Annotated in this window: 17 protein-coding genes; 12 read left to right on the top strand and 5 right to left on the bottom strand. The window is 60.8% G+C overall.

Translation table 11 applies throughout. The features are described 5' to 3' along the window. Positions 1-2 precede the first annotated feature (2 nt). From KGA82_RS06370 to KGA82_RS06405, 8 genes are all read left to right on the top strand, one after another. Entirely contained in the window at positions 3-509 is a 507-nt protein-coding gene (locus KGA82_RS06370; RefSeq protein ID WP_223449967.1) for an Hcp family type VI secretion system effector, read from the top strand. Beyond that, a complete protein-coding gene (locus tag KGA82_RS06375) occupies positions 506-982 on the top strand; it encodes a hypothetical protein (protein ID WP_192226978.1) in 477 nt (158 codons plus the stop codon). Before KGA82_RS06370 ends, KGA82_RS06375 begins: the two co-directional genes overlap by 4 nt. A 153-nt stretch (positions 983-1,135) precedes the next feature. Beyond that, complete coding sequence (locus KGA82_RS06380) at positions 1,136-2,203, top strand: DUF2333 family protein (RefSeq protein WP_008031276.1); 1,068 nt, start codon at positions 1,136-1,138, stop codon at positions 2,201-2,203. 3 nt (positions 2,204-2,206) lie between these two features. Further along, a complete protein-coding gene (locus KGA82_RS06385) occupies positions 2,207-2,764 on the top strand; it encodes an NUDIX hydrolase (RefSeq protein ID WP_223449968.1) in 558 nt (185 codons plus the stop codon). Positions 2,765-3,055: 291 nt separating this feature from the next. After that, positions 3,056-3,427: a translation initiation factor Sui1 gene (locus KGA82_RS06390; RefSeq protein ID WP_008031278.1), complete on the top strand. Its 372-nt coding sequence runs from the start codon at positions 3,056-3,058 to the stop codon at positions 3,425-3,427. A gap of 217 nt (positions 3,428-3,644) precedes the next feature. Continuing rightward, complete coding sequence (gene speA / locus KGA82_RS06395; protein WP_008031279.1) at positions 3,645-5,558, top strand: arginine decarboxylase; 1,914 nt, start codon at positions 3,645-3,647, stop codon at positions 5,556-5,558. 233 nt (positions 5,559-5,791) lie between these two features. After that, positions 5,792-7,108, top strand: coding sequence for a contractile injection system protein, VgrG/Pvc8 family (locus tag KGA82_RS06400; RefSeq protein ID WP_223449969.1), 1,317 nt, complete (start codon positions 5,792-5,794; stop codon positions 7,106-7,108). Continuing rightward, the gene (locus tag KGA82_RS06405) at positions 7,105-7,890 is read left to right on the top strand and encodes a DUF4123 domain-containing protein (protein WP_223449970.1); all 786 of its coding nucleotides are present in this window, start codon (positions 7,105-7,107) and stop codon (positions 7,888-7,890) included. Before KGA82_RS06400 ends, KGA82_RS06405 begins: the two co-directional genes overlap by 4 nt. On the opposite strand, the gene KGA82_RS06410 is transcribed toward KGA82_RS06405, so the two are convergent. Both KGA82_RS06410 and KGA82_RS06415 read right to left on the bottom strand, forming a co-directional pair. Further along, entirely contained in the window at positions 7,884-9,233 is a 1,350-nt protein-coding gene (locus KGA82_RS06410; protein ID WP_223449971.1) for an MATE family efflux transporter, read from the bottom strand. The genes KGA82_RS06405 and KGA82_RS06410 overlap by 7 nt on opposite strands. 165 nt (positions 9,234-9,398) lie before the next feature. Then, a complete protein-coding gene (locus KGA82_RS06415; RefSeq protein ID WP_008031285.1) occupies positions 9,399-9,692 on the bottom strand; it encodes a hypothetical protein in 294 nt (97 codons plus the stop codon). A gap of 269 nt (positions 9,693-9,961) precedes the next feature. Here KGA82_RS06415 and KGA82_RS06420 point away from each other — a divergent pair, with 269 nt between their 5' ends. Genes KGA82_RS06420 through KGA82_RS06435 form a run of 4 tightly spaced genes read left to right on the top strand, consistent with a single transcriptional unit; the run spans position 9,962 to position 12,252 of the window. Continuing rightward, positions 9,962-10,264, top strand: a complete 303-nt coding sequence (locus tag KGA82_RS06420; protein WP_223449972.1) for a MazG-like family protein — start codon at positions 9,962-9,964, stop codon at positions 10,262-10,264. Then, the gene (locus KGA82_RS06425; protein ID WP_008038741.1) at positions 10,264-11,013 is read left to right on the top strand and encodes a methyltransferase domain-containing protein; all 750 of its coding nucleotides are present in this window, start codon (positions 10,264-10,266) and stop codon (positions 11,011-11,013) included. The genes KGA82_RS06420 and KGA82_RS06425 overlap by 1 nt, the downstream gene beginning before the upstream one ends. A gap of 12 nt (positions 11,014-11,025) precedes the next feature. Then, a complete protein-coding gene (locus KGA82_RS06430; RefSeq protein ID WP_008038742.1) occupies positions 11,026-11,640 on the top strand; it encodes a DUF4136 domain-containing protein in 615 nt (204 codons plus the stop codon). A 54-nt stretch (positions 11,641-11,694) separates the two neighbouring features. Next, on the top strand, positions 11,695-12,252 hold the full coding sequence (locus KGA82_RS06435; RefSeq protein ID WP_008031292.1) for a DUF4136 domain-containing protein: 558 nt from the start codon (positions 11,695-11,697) through the stop codon (positions 12,250-12,252). 150 nt (positions 12,253-12,402) lie between these two features. Here KGA82_RS06435 and KGA82_RS06440 read toward each other — a convergent pair whose 3' ends face one another. The 3 genes from KGA82_RS06440 to KGA82_RS06450 all read right to left on the bottom strand — a co-directional run bounded on the left by KGA82_RS06440 (position 12,403) and on the right by KGA82_RS06450 (position 15,540). After that, entirely contained in the window at positions 12,403-14,391 is a 1,989-nt protein-coding gene (locus tag KGA82_RS06440) for a sensor histidine kinase (RefSeq protein ID WP_223449973.1), read from the bottom strand. Continuing rightward, positions 14,388-14,570, bottom strand: a complete 183-nt coding sequence (locus KGA82_RS06445; RefSeq protein ID WP_223449974.1) for a hypothetical protein — start codon at positions 14,568-14,570, stop codon at positions 14,388-14,390. Before KGA82_RS06445 ends, KGA82_RS06440 begins: the two co-directional genes overlap by 4 nt. Before the next feature lie 115 nt (positions 14,571-14,685). Beyond that, a complete protein-coding gene (locus KGA82_RS06450) occupies positions 14,686-15,540 on the bottom strand; it encodes a MaoC family dehydratase (protein ID WP_223449975.1) in 855 nt (284 codons plus the stop codon). Position 15,541: the final 1 nt, after the last annotated feature.

Here is a 15,541-nt window from a genome sequence, read left to right on the forward strand (position 1 = left end):
CCATGCCAACTCCCGCCTTCATGACCCTCCACGGTAAACAACAAGGCTTGATCAGCGCAGGCGCCTTCACCGAAGCATCGGTGGGTAACGTTTACCAATTGGGGCGCGAGGACCAGATCATGATTCAAGCCCTGAGCCACGGCATTTTCGTGCCCAAAGGCTCAGGCGCCGGGCAGCGGATGCACAAGCCCTTGATCGTCACCAAGGCCATCGACAAAGCGACACCGCTGATCAACAACGCTTTATGTTCTGGAGAATTGCTAAAAATATGCCGCGTCGAGTGGTATCGCACCTCGGCTAAGGGAACCCAGGAACACTTTTATACGATGGAACTGGAAGACGCGGTCATCATCGGTGCCGATGTGCTCATGCCCCACTGTCAGGACCCCGACACCGCTTACCTCACTCAACTGGAAAAGGTTCATTTCAGTTACCGGCGAATCTATTGGCGGCATGAAATCAGCCGAACCATGGGCTCCGATGAGTGGAACACCGAGGTGCAGGGATGAGGTTGGTCAACGAGCTCGATCTGTCCGAGTGGGAGCGTCAACATGCCTGGCCCAGTGAGCAAGCGCTGGAGCTTGTGCGCCAGGCGCTGCAAGATCGGCAGCTTATCGATGGAATGGACGAGTTGCGTGCCGGCCTGTTGATTGATATCGAGAGCGAGGTGCTCGACCCGATCGAGCGGGGAGAATGGCGGTTGGTCAGGCCTGAAGCCGATTACGCTGACTGGGTAATGCCGGAGCGGACCTTTGATCCAAAGGTAATGGAGCTGATGCAAAATCCGCCTGTTCAGCCGTCGAGAACGCCAAGGGTCTTTCGCCTCCTGGACAGCGCAACCGGTGAGCCGCTGGCGCTGCATGACTACATTGCGACGGTGGATGGGGACACGGCGCCACGCAGGACCGACGGCAAGGGCATTGCTCATCTGTTTACATCAACGGGGTGGCAGCAAATTTCAATGAAGGTCATTGGCGTTTAACCCTGGCAGGGCGACTAGAATTCATCGGCGCTCGGTTGTCACAGACCTGACGCTAATTTCTGCGGATAACCCGACGACGGGTGCCGGGCAAAGGCACGTTGTTGTATGGTTGTGGTCGAACCGATGAACTCAAGTGATTGAAAGGATATCGCCATGCTGGACTGGAAGAACCGCGCGGGCAGCGCGCCTGAACGTGCCGCTGAACCGAAATCGGCTACCCGCAGTTACATCGGTGGCCTTTTGTTCAGTCGGGCGCTGGCCACGCTGATCGGCCTCTATCTGATTGTGGCCTTTGTGCTTGGCTGGTATTGGAGCCAGGAGCCGGCGCTGTTCCCGGTCCAACAGAATGCTCAAGTGGCGGCCGAGAAAGAAGGCAAGCAAATGGTCATCGGCTACACCACGGTCGAAACGCTCAAGACCGTCGCCGATACCTTGCTGACCAAACCGGGCGGCTACATCTCCAACGACCGTTTCCCGCCGGGCCTGTGGATGGACAACACGCCGAGCTGGGAATATGGCGTGCTGGTCCAGGTCCGCGATCTGACGCGGGCGCTGCGCAAAGACTTCGCCCGTTCGCAGTCGCAATCGGCCGAAGACGCTGATCTGGCGAAAGCCGAGCCGCGTTTCAACTTTGACAATAAAAGCTGGGTGCTGCCCTCCAGCGAGTCCGAGTATCAGGAAGGCATCAATTCCCTGAGCCGCTATCAGGCGCGCCTGTCCGATCCTTTGCAGAAAAACGCGCTGTTTTATGCTCGCGCCGACAACCTGAACAACTGGCTGGGCGATGTGGGCACCCGTTTGGGTTCGCTGTCGCAACGCCTGTCGGCCAGCGTTGGCCGGGTCAAACTGAACACCGCGCTGAAGACCGAAGTGGTCGCGCCGGGTCAGGTGCCACAGGTTGACGAGGAAATCGTCGAAACCCCGTGGATGCAGATCGACAACGTGTTCTATGAAGCTCGCGGTCAGGCCTGGGCCTTGTCCCACTTGCTGCGTGCCATCGAAGTCGACTTCGCCGATGTGCTGGCGAAGAAGAACGCGACCGTCAGCGTGCGCCAGATCATTCGTGAACTGGAAGCGTCGCAGGAACCGGTCTGGAGCCCGATGATTCTCAATGGTAGCGGCTTCGGCGTACTGGCCAACCACTCGCTGGTCATGGCCAATTACATTTCCCGGGCCAACGCCGCAGTGATCGATTTGCGTCAACTGCTCAATCAGGGCTGAGTCATGGTCGATAACGCCAGAGAGGCCGCCCACCGCGCGGCCTCGGATGCCGAACAGATCGCCTGGGTCGACGAGCAGGACAACCTGCTCGGCGCTCTGGTCCGCTCGGACCTGCGCGAGCGCGGGCTGATCGGGCGCGGCACCTACATCATGCTGTTCAATTCGGCTGGCGAACTCTGCGTTCACCGGCGCACCCTGAGCAAAGCGATTTATCCGGGTTACTGGGACGTGGCGGCGGGGGGCATGGTGCTCGTCAGCGAAACCTACGCCGAATCGGCCGCCCGCGAGCTTGAAGAAGAGTTGGGCGTGAGCGGGGTGGAACTCACTGCCCATGATCATTTTTTCTTCGAAGACACCGGCAATCGTTTGTGGTGTTCGGCGTTTTCGGCGGTGTGGGACGGCCCGTTGATCCTGCAACCGGAAGAGGTGCTCGAAGCGCGCTTTTTGCCAATCGATGAAGTGCTTCGGGAAATCGACGAAAAGCCTTACTGCCCGGACTCTCTGGCCGCGTTGAAGCGCTATCTCCGGGCTCGTGGCGGGGACGTCGCAAAAGAGGCATAAATTGGCGCCGATTGGCTCTTAGCAAGTCGGCTTTTTGCCGTTACACTGCGCGACCTTTTCAAGCTGAACCGTATTGCTCTTTGTAGGAGCGAAGCTTGCTCGCGATGGACGTTAACGATAACGCGTGCATCCAGATTGTACGCATCGTCCTTGCGTTCTTCGCGAGCAAGCTTCGCTCCTACAGGGTTGTTTCGGTTCAGTAGCGCTGCCCCTGCCTGAGTGGGGCTTCGCGGTCGATGGCACCTGCCCAGGTTGCCGCGACCAGTCTTTGTCCTCCCAAGAGGATTGCCGGTGGCCAAAAAAGCCGCATCCTTCGCCGCCCTTGGTGGCCTGGTATTTTCCACCGACGCAGGTCGTCATTGCCCGGATTGCAGTAAGCCGGTGGACGCCTGTATCTGCAAACAGACCGTTATCCCGGCCGGCGACGGCATCGCTCGCGTGCGTCGCGAAAGCAAGGGCCGTGGCGGCAAGACGGTGACCACCATCACCGGCGTGCCGTTGGCTGAAGACGCGCTCAAGGACCTGGCCACCACGTTGAAGAAACGCTGTGGCACCGGTGGGGCGTTGAAAGACGGAATCATTGAGATCCAGGGCGATCATGTCGAGCTGTTGTTGGGCGAGCTGATCAAACTCGGTTTCAAGGCAAAGAAGTCCGGCGGCTAGCAGCCTCTGTGAAAACCACCCTCGGCTTGACCCTGTCCTGATTTCTTCTGGCCTGGCGTCGCCTACATGGTTTTCACAGAGCCTGTTCTGACCGGTTTCTAAACTCACTGCGGTCAGCGAGGTCTATCCCCTCGTTGACGAACCGTCATTTTCATCCTTTAGACTGCGCCGGCCTGAACCCAGGCGACGCTCTATGACTTCTTTATAGGGGACTTCAATGTCCGTACGACGCACACGCAAAGACGATGGCAGCCAATGGACAGTTGCGGACAGCCGCAGTGTTTACGGGATTCGCCATTGGGGGGCCGGGTATTTCGCGATCAATGACGCCGGTCGCGTCGAGGTTCGTCCGAACGGTCCGGCCAGTTCGCCTATCGACCTGTTCGAGCAAGTCGACCAGCTGCGTAAAAGCGGCTTGTCCTTGCCTCTGCTGGTGCGTTTCCCGGACATTCTGCAAGACCGCGTGCGTCAGCTGACCGGCGCCTTCGATGCCAACATCGAGCGCCTGGAATACCAGAGCAAGTACACCGCGCTGTACCCGATCAAGGTGAACCAGCAAGAAGCGGTGATCGAAAACATCATCGCCACGCAGAACGTGTCCATCGGCCTGGAAGCCGGCTCCAAACCTGAGCTGCTGGCCGTGCTTGCACTGGCGCCGAAGGGCGGCACCATCGTGTGCAACGGTTACAAGGACCGCGAGTTCATTCGACTGGCGCTGATGGGCCAGAAGCTTGGCCACAACGTGTTCATCGTGATCGAGAAAGAATCCGAAGTCGGCCTGGTGATCGAAGAAGCCGCCTCGCTGAAGGTCAAGCCGCAGGTCGGCTTGCGCGTGCGCCTGTCGTCCCTGGCTTCGAGCAAGTGGGCGGACACCGGTGGCGAGAAATCCAAGTTCGGTCTGTCGGCGGCGCAACTGCTGTCGGTGGTCGAGCGTTTCCGCGCGGCGGGTCTGGACCAGGGCATTCGTCTGCTGCACTTCCACATGGGTTCGCAGATTGCCAACCTGGCGGACTACCAGCACGGTTTCAAGGAAGCGATTCGTTACTACGGCGAACTGCGCAACCTCGGCCTGCCGGTTGACCACATCGACGTCGGTGGCGGTCTGGGCGTCGACTACGACGGCACGCACTCGCGTAACGCCAGCTCGATCAACTACGACATGGACGATTACGCCGGTGTCGTGGTCGGGATGCTCAAAGAGTTCTGCGACGCGCAGAGCCTGCCGCACCCGAACATTTTCTCCGAAAGCGGCCGTTCCCTGACCGCGCACCATGCCATGCTGGTAGTGCAAGTCACCGACGTCGAGAAACACAACGACGACGTGCCGAAGATCGACAACAAGGAAGAGCTGCCGGAAACCGTGCAGTGGCTGGTTGACCTGCTCGGCCCGACCGACATCGAAATGGTCACCGAAACCTACTGGCGCGCCACTCACTACATGAGCGACGTGGCCACCCAGTACGCCGACGGCAAGCTGACCCTGGCGCAAAAAGCCCTGGCCGAGCAATGCTACTTCGCCGTGTGCCGTCGCTTGCACAACTCGTTGAAGGCACGTCAGCGTTCGCACCGTCAGGTGCTCGACGAACTCAACGACAAGCTGGCCGACAAGTACATCTGCAACTTCTCGGTATTCCAGAGCCTGCCGGATACCTGGGCCATCGGCCAGGTCCTGCCGATCCTGCCGCTGCACCGTCTCGACGAAGAGCCGCTGCGCCGCGCGGTGCTGCAAGACCTGACCTGCGACTCCGACGGCAAGATCAAGCAATACGTCGACGAGCAGAGCATCGAGACCAGCCTGCCGGTGCACGCTCTGAATGAGGGTGAAGACTATCTGCTGGGGATCTTCCTGGTCGGCGCTTACCAGGAAATTCTTGGCGACATGCACAACCTGTTTGGTGACACCGACTCGGTGAACATCTACCAGAATGCCGACGGCAGCGTGTACCACGCGGGTATCGAAACCCACGACACCATCGAAGACATGCTGCGTTACGTGCATTTGTCGCCGGAAGAGCTGATGACCCACTACCGCGACAAGTGCGCCAGTGCGCGCATCAGCGCGGCCGAGCGCACCCAGTTCCTCGACGCCCTGCGTCTGGGCCTGACCCGTTCGTCTTACCTGTCTTCCTGAGGTAAGCCGCCGTTCTCGCCAGGTTGTCTGAAAATGTTCCGCACGCTGCGGAAATTTCGGATGACCTGGTGCGGCGGTTCTCTGTTTTCAAGCGAAACGTCCCACACTCCCGGCTATCAAAGCCATATGGTCTTCTTTTCGCGTAGGCCATTTCCTAAGTTGTACTTCGGCACTCTACTCGGCCATGTCTCTCGGCGAGAATCCCCGGCCGCCCCTCCTGTAGAGAATCGCCGATGTTCGATCCAGTCAACGAACCTTCATTTCGTCTGGATGTAGCCGGTCTGCCCGACCCTTTCGAAGTCCTGGCCTTTACCGGTAGAGAAGCGATCAGCGAGCCCTTTGTGTTCGATGTGGATCTGCTGATCAATGACCCGAAGCTGGACCTCGCGAGCCTGCTGTACCGACCGGCCGTTTTGCATTTCGGGCCAGAGGGCTGCGCTTTCCATGGCCAACTGCATGAACTGGTCCAGCGTGACCATGGCCCGAGCGTCAGGCTTTGCCACGTGCGTCTGGGGCCGAAGCTGACGTGTCTGTCCCAGCGTTTCAGCCAGCGGATTTTCAGCGCGCTGTCGGTGCCCGAGATCCTCAGCCAGGTGCTCAAGGAACACGGCATTACCGGCAAGGACCGACGCTTCGAATTGACCGGCGATTACCCGCCCCGTGATTTCTGCACGCAGTATCGGGAATCGGATCTGCAGTTTCTCCAGCGCCTGTGTGCCCAGGAACGTCTTCACTACCATTTCGAGCATCAGAGCGATGGGCATTGCGTGGTGTTCGGTGACGGCCACGGGCATTTTCGTCTCGGCGAAACCGCGGTGTTCGCGGTCGGGCAAGCTTCTCCTGCGGTGCGCCGGTTTCAGCTTCAGGCAGAGCAACGCACCGCGCAAAGTGCCGAAGGTTGCACGGACCTGCCGACGCTGCGCAGCGGTCAGTTGATGCCCTTGTCTGGCCATCCGGTCGCCGATTGGAATCATCTGTGGTTGCTGACCCATGTCGACCATCAGGGCAGTCAGGATCCATTGGTCCCGTACAGCAACCAGATCCGTGCGATTCACTGGGAGTTGCCTTTCGTCTCGCCGCATTGCGCGGTGAAACCACGGATGCACAGCCTGCAACGAGCCTGGGTGGTCGACGTGGATGAGCCACGGCCCGATCCTTCCAGACCGATTGCTGTGCAGTTTGACTGGCTCTATCAGGGCGAAGGCGCGACGCCCAGTCATTGTTGGCTGCCGTTGGCGGCTGAGCTGGAAGGGCCGACCGCCTCGCCACTGAGCGAAGGGACCGAGGTGGTGGTGAGCTTTATCGAGGGCGATCCGGATCAGCCGCTGATTTGCGGATTTCTTCACGCGCCGTCGTCGCTCGAAGAGGTTGAGGAATCCAGCCCGCCTGAGGATGGATCACCCCATGACGGCTTGCTGGAACTCCTGCGCTCGGGCGAGCCCTTGGTGTTGTTGTGCCTGTTGCCCGGCGGCGGCAGCTTCAGTCACTGCCCGCAGGCGCTTTGCACCTGTCGGGCGGCGACGCTGTTTGGCCAGAGCGGTGCGGCATGATTGGCGCAACCCCGCAATGGCTGTTGCTGGATGTCCAGAGTGCAGCCCAAGCGAGCGCAGCACTGCATCAGGTGTTCGCGCAGGCCCAGTGGTTCTGGTTGTTCGAGGGCACCGAATTGCAGGCGCTGCGCGAAGACGGCCCGGTACTCATTGACCTTCGAACGTGCCCGGCACTGGCCGAGTTGTGCTACAGCCAAACGCAGGTCTGGCGTGGCTTGCTGATCGTCAGCGAGGTGTCGTCCTCAGAGTTGCTGGAGCATTTGCGCCGCATGCTCATCGTCTCTTGCGGGCTGCACCATCGAGCCTTGTTGAGTTATTACAACCCGAACACGGCCAGTTACTTTTTCGATGCCTGTGATGCCCGGGAATTGAGTCGCTGGCTGGGCCCGATCAGCCAGTTGCACTGGTTCGGCGGGTCCTGGGCCGATCGGGCGATCGGCAGCGAGGGCTGGCAGCAGTTGCTCAACCCGGGGCTCGCCGTCAGCCCGCTGGCGGTCGAAGAAAGCCTCAGTTCACGTCAGCGCGAAACCCTGCAAACCTGCCTGCTGGAGCAGCATGCCTGGCACTGGAGCCAATCCATCGGGGCCGATTTCAGCCGCCTGTGGTCCCATGTGCAGGAAGGGCTGGCGCTGGGTTTCAGCGAGCGGCCGGTGCTTGATGGCTGGTTATGGCTGCGCTTGCAGCACCCCCGAGCTTCGCTGGTGCAGCCGTTGTCGGGGCTTACGCAACAGGAGCGTCTCGATAGCCTGCGCAAATGCTGGCAGAACAATCAGCCTCAATGAACCCGGCCCGAAAACCAGCCATCGTTGTTGCGCAGCACCCAGGCGATTGCGCCGAGGGTCGCGCTGCGCAACACCATGAACAACAGGAAAGTTATCCACAGCCCGTGGTTACCCAAACCTTGCAGCCCCCAGGCGAACGGCAGCAACAGGATCACGGTCAACAGCATGCCGTTGCGCATCTCCCGAGCGCGGGTCGCGCCGATGAACAGCCCGTCGAGCAAGTAGCTCCAGACCGCGATCAATGGCAGGGCGGCGAGGTAGGGCAGGTAGATGAACGCCGTGTCGCGTACGTTCTGAATGTCGGTCTGCATCTCGATGAACAAGTGCCCGGCAAACAGGAACAACACGGCAAACCCCAGGCTCGCCAACAACGACCATCCGCAAGCGACGACCAATGAACGACGCAGGGCGTCCCGGTCGCGGGCGCCAATCGCGTGCCCGCACAGCGCTTCCACGGCATGGGCCAACCCGTCGAGCGCGTGGGCCGTCAGCAGCAAACCATTGAGCAGCAACGCGTTGGCGGCGACCGTGGCGTCACCCAGCCGCGCACCTTGCACGGTGATCAGGAAAAACACCGATTGCAGCAACAGGCTGCGGATGAAGATGTCGCGATTCACGGCCAGGAGCGGTCGCCAACTCTGCCACAGCGCCAACGCGGCCCAGGCGATGTGACCGGGGTAGGCGCGCAGTGCCTTGCGGGTCATCAGCAGGCCGATCAGCGCGCCGGTCCATTCGGCGATCACCGAGGCCCGGGCCGCACCGACCACGCCCCATTCCAGGCCGAGGACGAACCACAGGTTCAGTGCAATGTTGACCAGGTTGGTGCTCAGTAAAATCGCCAGCGGCGCCCGGGCGTTTTGCGTGCCGAGGAACCAGCCGACCAACGCGTAACTGGCCAGCGCCGCAGGCAGACCGAACAATCGCGTGTGGAAGAATTCGCGGGTCAGTTGATCCAGTTCCGCCGAAGGTTGCATGAAGTGCAGCGCGACACCGCTCAACGGAATGCCCAGCGCACCCAAGGCAATGGCCAGTCCCATGGCCAGCAACAGGCCTTGCAACAGGATCTGCCGCAACGCCGCGCCATCCCCGCGTCCGGCGGCCTGGGCGGCAAACCCGGTGGAGCCCATGCGCAGAAAGCCCATGGCCCATGCGAGAAAGGTGTACAGACTGGCCCCGACCGCGACGGCGCCCAACTGATGGGCGTGGGGCAAGTGACCGATCACCGTACTGTCGACCAGCGCCACCAGCGGCACGGAAATGTTCGAAAGAATCATGGGCGCGGCGAGCGCCCAGACCCGGCGATGGGTCGGGCGGTCGCGCCAGTCGGCAATCAGGTTGGACATGCAGGCTCCTTGGGGAGCGGGCATTGTAGCGATACATCCGGCATCTGCGCCGATCCATTGTGGGAGCGAGACCGGCTTGCCGGCGATGGTGTGTCAGCCGACACCTGCGTAGCTGACACACCATCGCCGGCAAGCCGGTCTCGCTCCTACAGGAGATTGGTGGTGTCAGTGGATTATCCAGCTAAGCAACCACAACCCCAGCAGCAACCAGATGATCCCCATGATGATCGACGCATTCATGAACGCCCGGATCGCCGACCACAACAGCATCAGCCCCAGGATCAGCGCAATGATGCTGATGATCGACGTGTCCATGCCCAGCGCGCTGGACAACCCTTCGACGAAGTTACTGCCGGCGTTGCTCAACTGATTGAACAGGCCGCTGAGGGCGTCAACGATAAAACGGATGACCGAGCCGAGCGCCTGGCCGAGCCATTCGAAAAAACTGTCTACCTGCATGTCGTTAACGTCCTGATGTAAGTGGTTGAGCCTTGGGCCAGTCATCGCAGCGCCGAGTTCCCCGATACGGCAATCGTATGAGTATGACGCAAGATTCTGCTTCGTTGATGCACTTGTAGGAGCAGAGCTTGCTCGCGAAAGCGGTGGAACATCCAACATAAATGCTGCCTTTACACCGCCATCGCGAGCAAGCTCAGCTCCTACAGGAGCTAACGCCACTTGCCATCCCCGGCCATCCCCCCGAAGCTATACGCCTTCAGGAGAGCCCGATGAACCTTGTTGAACTGACCGAACGCCTGCACGCCATCCGTGACCGCAATGACTGGCGGCAATTTCACAGCCCGAAAAACCTGGCCATGGCCGCGAGCGTGGAAATGTCCGAGCTGGTGGAGATCTTCCAGTGGCTGACCGAAGACCAGTCGCGCCAGTTGTCGGCGGACAAACTCGCCCATGCCGGGCAGGAAGTCGGTGACATCGTGCTCTATCTACTGCTGCTGTGCAGCGAGTTGGGGTTGGACATGAATGAAGTGGTGCGCAGCAAACTCGCGGACAGTGAACGGAGGTTCAGCTGATGAGCGACCGTCATTTCGATCAACTGGCGACCCGCTTCGCCGAAAAGATTTACGGTGGCGCCAAAGGTGCGATCCGTCTGGCGGTGCTTCAGGCCGACCTGGCGGAAACCCTGCCGGACCGCCCCTTGCGCGTACTCGACATCGGCGCCGGCCTGGGCCACATGTCGTTGTGGCTGGCCCAGCGCGGGCATGATGTGACACTGGCCGAACCTGCCGAACCCATGCTTGAAGGGGCGCGCCAACGCTTTGCCGATGCAGGCCAGACGGCCACTTTTATTCAGGCGCCGTGGCAGGACCTGCTCGGTCAGCTCACCGAACCCTATGACCTGGTGCTGTGCCATGCCGTACTGGAATGGCTGGCCGAACCCCACGCGATTCTGCCGGTACTGCATCAACTGACGAAGCAGGACGGCTGGTTGTCCCTGGCGTTTTACAACCGCGATGCACTGATCTACCGCAACCTGCTCAAGGGCCACTTCCGCAAAATGCGCAAGAACGACATGGCCGGCGAAAAGCAAAGCCTGACGCCGCAACAACCCCTTGATCCGCGTGAATTGGCGGTGCAACTTGAAGGTCTGTGGCAGGTCGAAACCCAGAGCGGGGTTCGGGTTTTTCACGACTACATGCCAGTGGAGTTTCAGGCCCGCGCCGAACTGGTGGACTTGCTCGAAATGGAACTGGCCCACCGGCGTCACCCAAGTTTTGCCGGGCTTGGACGCTACCTGCACTGGATCTGTCGGCCGGTCTGATCGGAGCGCGAAATGAAACGTCGTACCGGGTTACTGGTGATCTGTCTGGGATTAGCTGCCTGCCAGGGCAGCAACCCTTATGTGGCGACGTCCAACCCCTTGCCGCCGGCACCGCCCGAGGCCGCCAACACGTTCGACCGCAGCGCCTATCCGGCCCCGCCGCGTGACTATGGCCGCTACCGCAGTTGGGCCTGGCTCAATGGGCAACTGCCGCCGGGTTCGGCGTGGGCGGACTCGGCGCAAGTCGCCGAAGCCGTGAGCAACGCCCTCGATCAGCGCGGCTTGCGCCCGCTGCACGACAATCGTCCGGCGGACCTGTTCGTCAGCGCCAATCTGCATCTGGAAACCCGCTTGCGGCAGGTTCAGGACGACTACGGTTACTACGGCGGCGGGTATGGCGGCTACAACCGCTACGGCAGCGGTTATGGCATGTACAACACGGTGCCGATCGTTCGCACCTATTCGGAACAGGTCGTGGTGGTACAGGTGGACATGTTCGATGCTCAAAGCGGTCAACCCGTCTGGAGTTCGAGCGCCGAAACCAGCAACAAAGGCAGCCAGAGTGCACGCGCCGATGCCATTCGGGAGGCTGTGGAAAAGGCCATGTCGGCGTATCCTCCTAGTTAGCTTCTGCAAAAAAGAAGCGTTTCACAGGTTCATGTCTTCAATCGGAGAATCATCATGTTCCGCCGTCTCGTTTTACTGGCAGTGGCCGCGCTCCTGACAGCCTGCGCCGCCAACCAGGTCAATCATGACTTCGACGCCAGCCGCGATTTTGCCGCCTATCGCAGCTGGAGCTGGAAAGACCCCGCCCTGCAATATCGCCCCGATGACCCACGGATCAAGAGCGACCTGACCGAACAGCGCATCCGCCAATCGGTGGCCGATCAGCTGGACCAGCGTGGCCTTCGTCCTGCCGCTGCGGGCAAAAAGGGTGATGTGAGCGTGCAAACCTACCTGATCGTCGAAGACCGTCAGCAACAAGTGACCACCAACTACGGCGGCGCTTGGGGTAACCCGTGGAATGGCTACTGGGGCGGGCCGATGTACAACGAAACCCGTAACATCAGCTACAAAGTGGCGATCATCCAGATCGACCTGCTCGACGGCAAGGACGGCAAACTGGTGTGGCGCGGCAGTGACGAACAAATCCTCAGCCGCACCCCGAACCCGTCGGACCGCAGCACAGCGATACGTGAGACGGTCGGGCGGATACTCGCCAATTACCCACCCAAATAAACACCACATCCCCTGTAGGAGCGAGGCTTGCCCGCGAAGGAGTCGCTTCGGTCATTCAGTTAGACCGAGTCGCCTCATTCGCGGGCAAGCCTCGCTCCTACAGGGGTTTTTATTGTCTGGGCTGGCGGTTGGCAGCCAGAAAGGCAAAGCCTATCGGGCGACTTGATCGTCCACTGCAATCGGCAACTCGATACAGAACCGAGCGCCCTCGGCCGAGTTGCTCGCACGCAGTGTTCCCCCCATGTTCTCGACGATGCCAACGCTCACCGACAACCCCAGCCCCGTACCCACACCCACCGGTTTAGTGGTGAAAAACGGTTCGAAAATCCGCTCCAGCAACTGCGGATCGATACCGCCACCGTTGTCCTCGACCCACAGTCGCATTGAATGCTCGTCACGTTCGGTGTGCAGCGAAATCCACGGCTTGAAATCCCCATCCGTTTCGCATTTGCTCAGCAATGCATCCCGCGCGTTGACCATCAGGTTAATCAGCACCTGTTCCAGCTGATCGACATTGCCACGCACCTGAACCTGGAAACCGGTCTCGCTGACCCTGAGCTCGACGCCTTTGCCTCGCAACTCCTCGGCCAGCAGCGACAGCGTGCCCGCGATGGCGTCAACCGGATTGAAGGGATGCTGCTCGGCCTCCGAGCGGCGGCCGAACACCCGCATGTGATCCACCACCCGCGCCGCACGCTGGACCTGGGCATCGATGCGGTTGAGTTTGTCGATCAGGTAGTCGACCTGCACATCACCGTTGTTCAAGTGCTTGAGCACGTTGACGATGGCCAGACGCATCACGTTCAGCGGCTGGCTGATTTCATGCGCCAGGCCCGTGGCCATTTCGCCAAGGGTGGCCATTTTCGCGCTCTGGGCCGTCGCAGCGTCCTGTTGCTGGTTTTTGATGTCGCTGATGTCGAGCATGAAACCCACCAGCCGCCGGTCTTTGCCGACGCCCATGGCTTGCCCTTGCAGGCGATACCAGGTCGGCGTGTCGGGGTGATGCAGGCGCACGCAGAGCAATAAAGGTGTGCCGTCGTCCTGCAAGTCTTGCAGGCGACTGCGCAGCGCTTTGCGGTCGGCAGGGTGGACTTGCTCGAGCCAGGCGTGCAGCGGCATGCGTGTGCTGATCAGGTTCAGTGTGTTGGCCAGCGACGACGCCAATTGCACCTCGGCGCTGTCGCTGAAAATTTCCCACCATCCGCTGCCGAGCAAGGCTTGCAGCGATTCCAGTCGCTCCAGTTGCAGATGGTGCTGATGCTCACGCAAACGCTCCAGCAATGGCCCGGCGAGCGCGGCGGCGAGCTGCAACCAGTCGCGCTCTCCGACGTCGGGTGCACGTTGTTGCACCGGGTAAAAACCACAGAGCAACCACGCGACCACGCCTTGCGCATCGTGGTAAGGCACCGCAAGCCCTTCGGCATTACCGAAGAGGCTGTGCAGGCGCGGGTGCTCGCCGAGGGTCAAATGCTGCGGGGCGGAACCGTTCAAACTGTCGAGCCCGGTGCCCAGGCGTTGACCGTTTTGCCACAGCCGGGGCGCATCAAAGGCCGCGTAATGTTGATGGATTTGCCAGCCGTCTTCCTGTTCATCCAGCAACGCCACGGCCATGCACGGGATTTGAAAACGCCGCGCCAGATGTTGCAGTTGTTCCAGCAGTACGTCGGGCAGGCGCGCCAGGCTGCACAGGCGCAACTGGTCGCCGATCTGTGTCGCGAGCAACTGGCAGAGTTCGCGGCTGCGCGCTTGCCGGCGTTCGTACAACAAATCGCCGATGTCCAGTAACTGCAACAGCCAGGCATCGGCCAACGGCTGCACCCAGCCGCGCAGGTGCAGGGGTTGCCCGCTGAGGCTGAAAAAGTCCAGATCCAGACTTTGTCCTTGCCAGTCGGCCGGTGAGCCTTGGACGGCGAGGCCGCTGTGCGGCATGAGGTAATCGTGTAGAAGCGGCGCCTGCGCGGCGGGGTGCTGCTGGGCCAGGCCATGGCGCAGCGGGCCCGCCAGATGAATGACCCGGCCTTCGGCGTCCAGGCGCATCTGTAAGCCGACACCGGGCACGCTCAGGGCGCTGGGGACTTCCGGTGGCGGTGGTGGATGGCGGTTGAGCAGACGCCCGAACAGCTTGTCCCCGGAACTCAAAGTTGCAGGCTCGAACGGGCGGAAAGGGGCGCCGGCAGATCAGGGAGCTTCAATATCCCGCCCACATAAGTGGCGCTGACAACATTGAAATTCAGCCCGGCGGGAATCCAGTCCAATTGCCGGCTCGGTTCCGTGGAGGCCACGGCATTTGTTTGCTTGCGGGGGAGGTTTGTTTTCATGAGTGCGTCTACCCTGACTATCACTATGTAATGTCAGCATAGAATCATTCAGCCAAAACGGACGTTTTTTACCGGATGCAGAACTTTGTCCTACTGATCTGGCTGATGCGAACGATCAGGCAACCGGTCGCCAATGCCCGATCATATGCTCCAGATCACCTGCGCCCAGCAGCTGGAAATCTCCACTGGACCCCGCCGCACTGGCGAGCAGTGTCACCTCGCCGGGCAGACGTACCGGTTTGCGAAACTGCACGGCAATCTCGACGTTCGCCGTGGGCAAATGATCGGCAAGCGCAGCCAGCGTTCGCGCCTTGTTCCATAACCCATGGGCAATGGCCGTCGGGAAGCCGAACAGTTTGGCGCTCACCGCACTCAGGTGAATCGGGTTGTAGTCGCCGGAGACTTTGGCGTATTGCCGACCGATGTCCGCCGGCGCTTTCCAGCGGGTGACTTCGCTCAACGGCAACGTCGGGGTCAGCACTTCCTCGACCGGTTCGCCTTCGAGTTTGACCCCGCGACAGAGCATCCGGCTTTCAGCCTCCCACAACGGCCCCAACTGATCATCGAGCGTTGTCAGCAGCTCGAACGTCGCGCCCTTCGCATGGGGTTGCAGATGCTGCACCTGCACGCTGATGCGCGCGCGGTTCACGCCGCCCATGGGCCGCAAGACGCGAATGCGGTTGCTCAGGTGAATCAACCCCAGCAGCGGAAACGGAAAATCCCTGGCGGTCAGCAGTTGCATCTGCAGCGCGAACGCCAGGATGTGTGGATAAGTCGGCGGCAACAAACCGTTGTCGGCAAACCCGCAGACGTTGCGATAGGCCGCCAGGCGTTTCGGGTCAACATCGACCCAGCAACGCAAACCCGAATCGGGCAGCGTGGTGCCGGTGATCTTGCGGCGCGTAGCGGCCTGCACATACAACCCTGGCAGGCTCGGTTCGCGGTTGAGTGTGTGCCAATCGGTGATCATC

The sequence above is a fragment of the Pseudomonas sp. BF-RE-22 genome, from assembly GCF_019956155.1.
GTDB lineage: Bacteria > Pseudomonadota > Gammaproteobacteria > Pseudomonadales > Pseudomonadaceae > Aquipseudomonas > Aquipseudomonas migulae.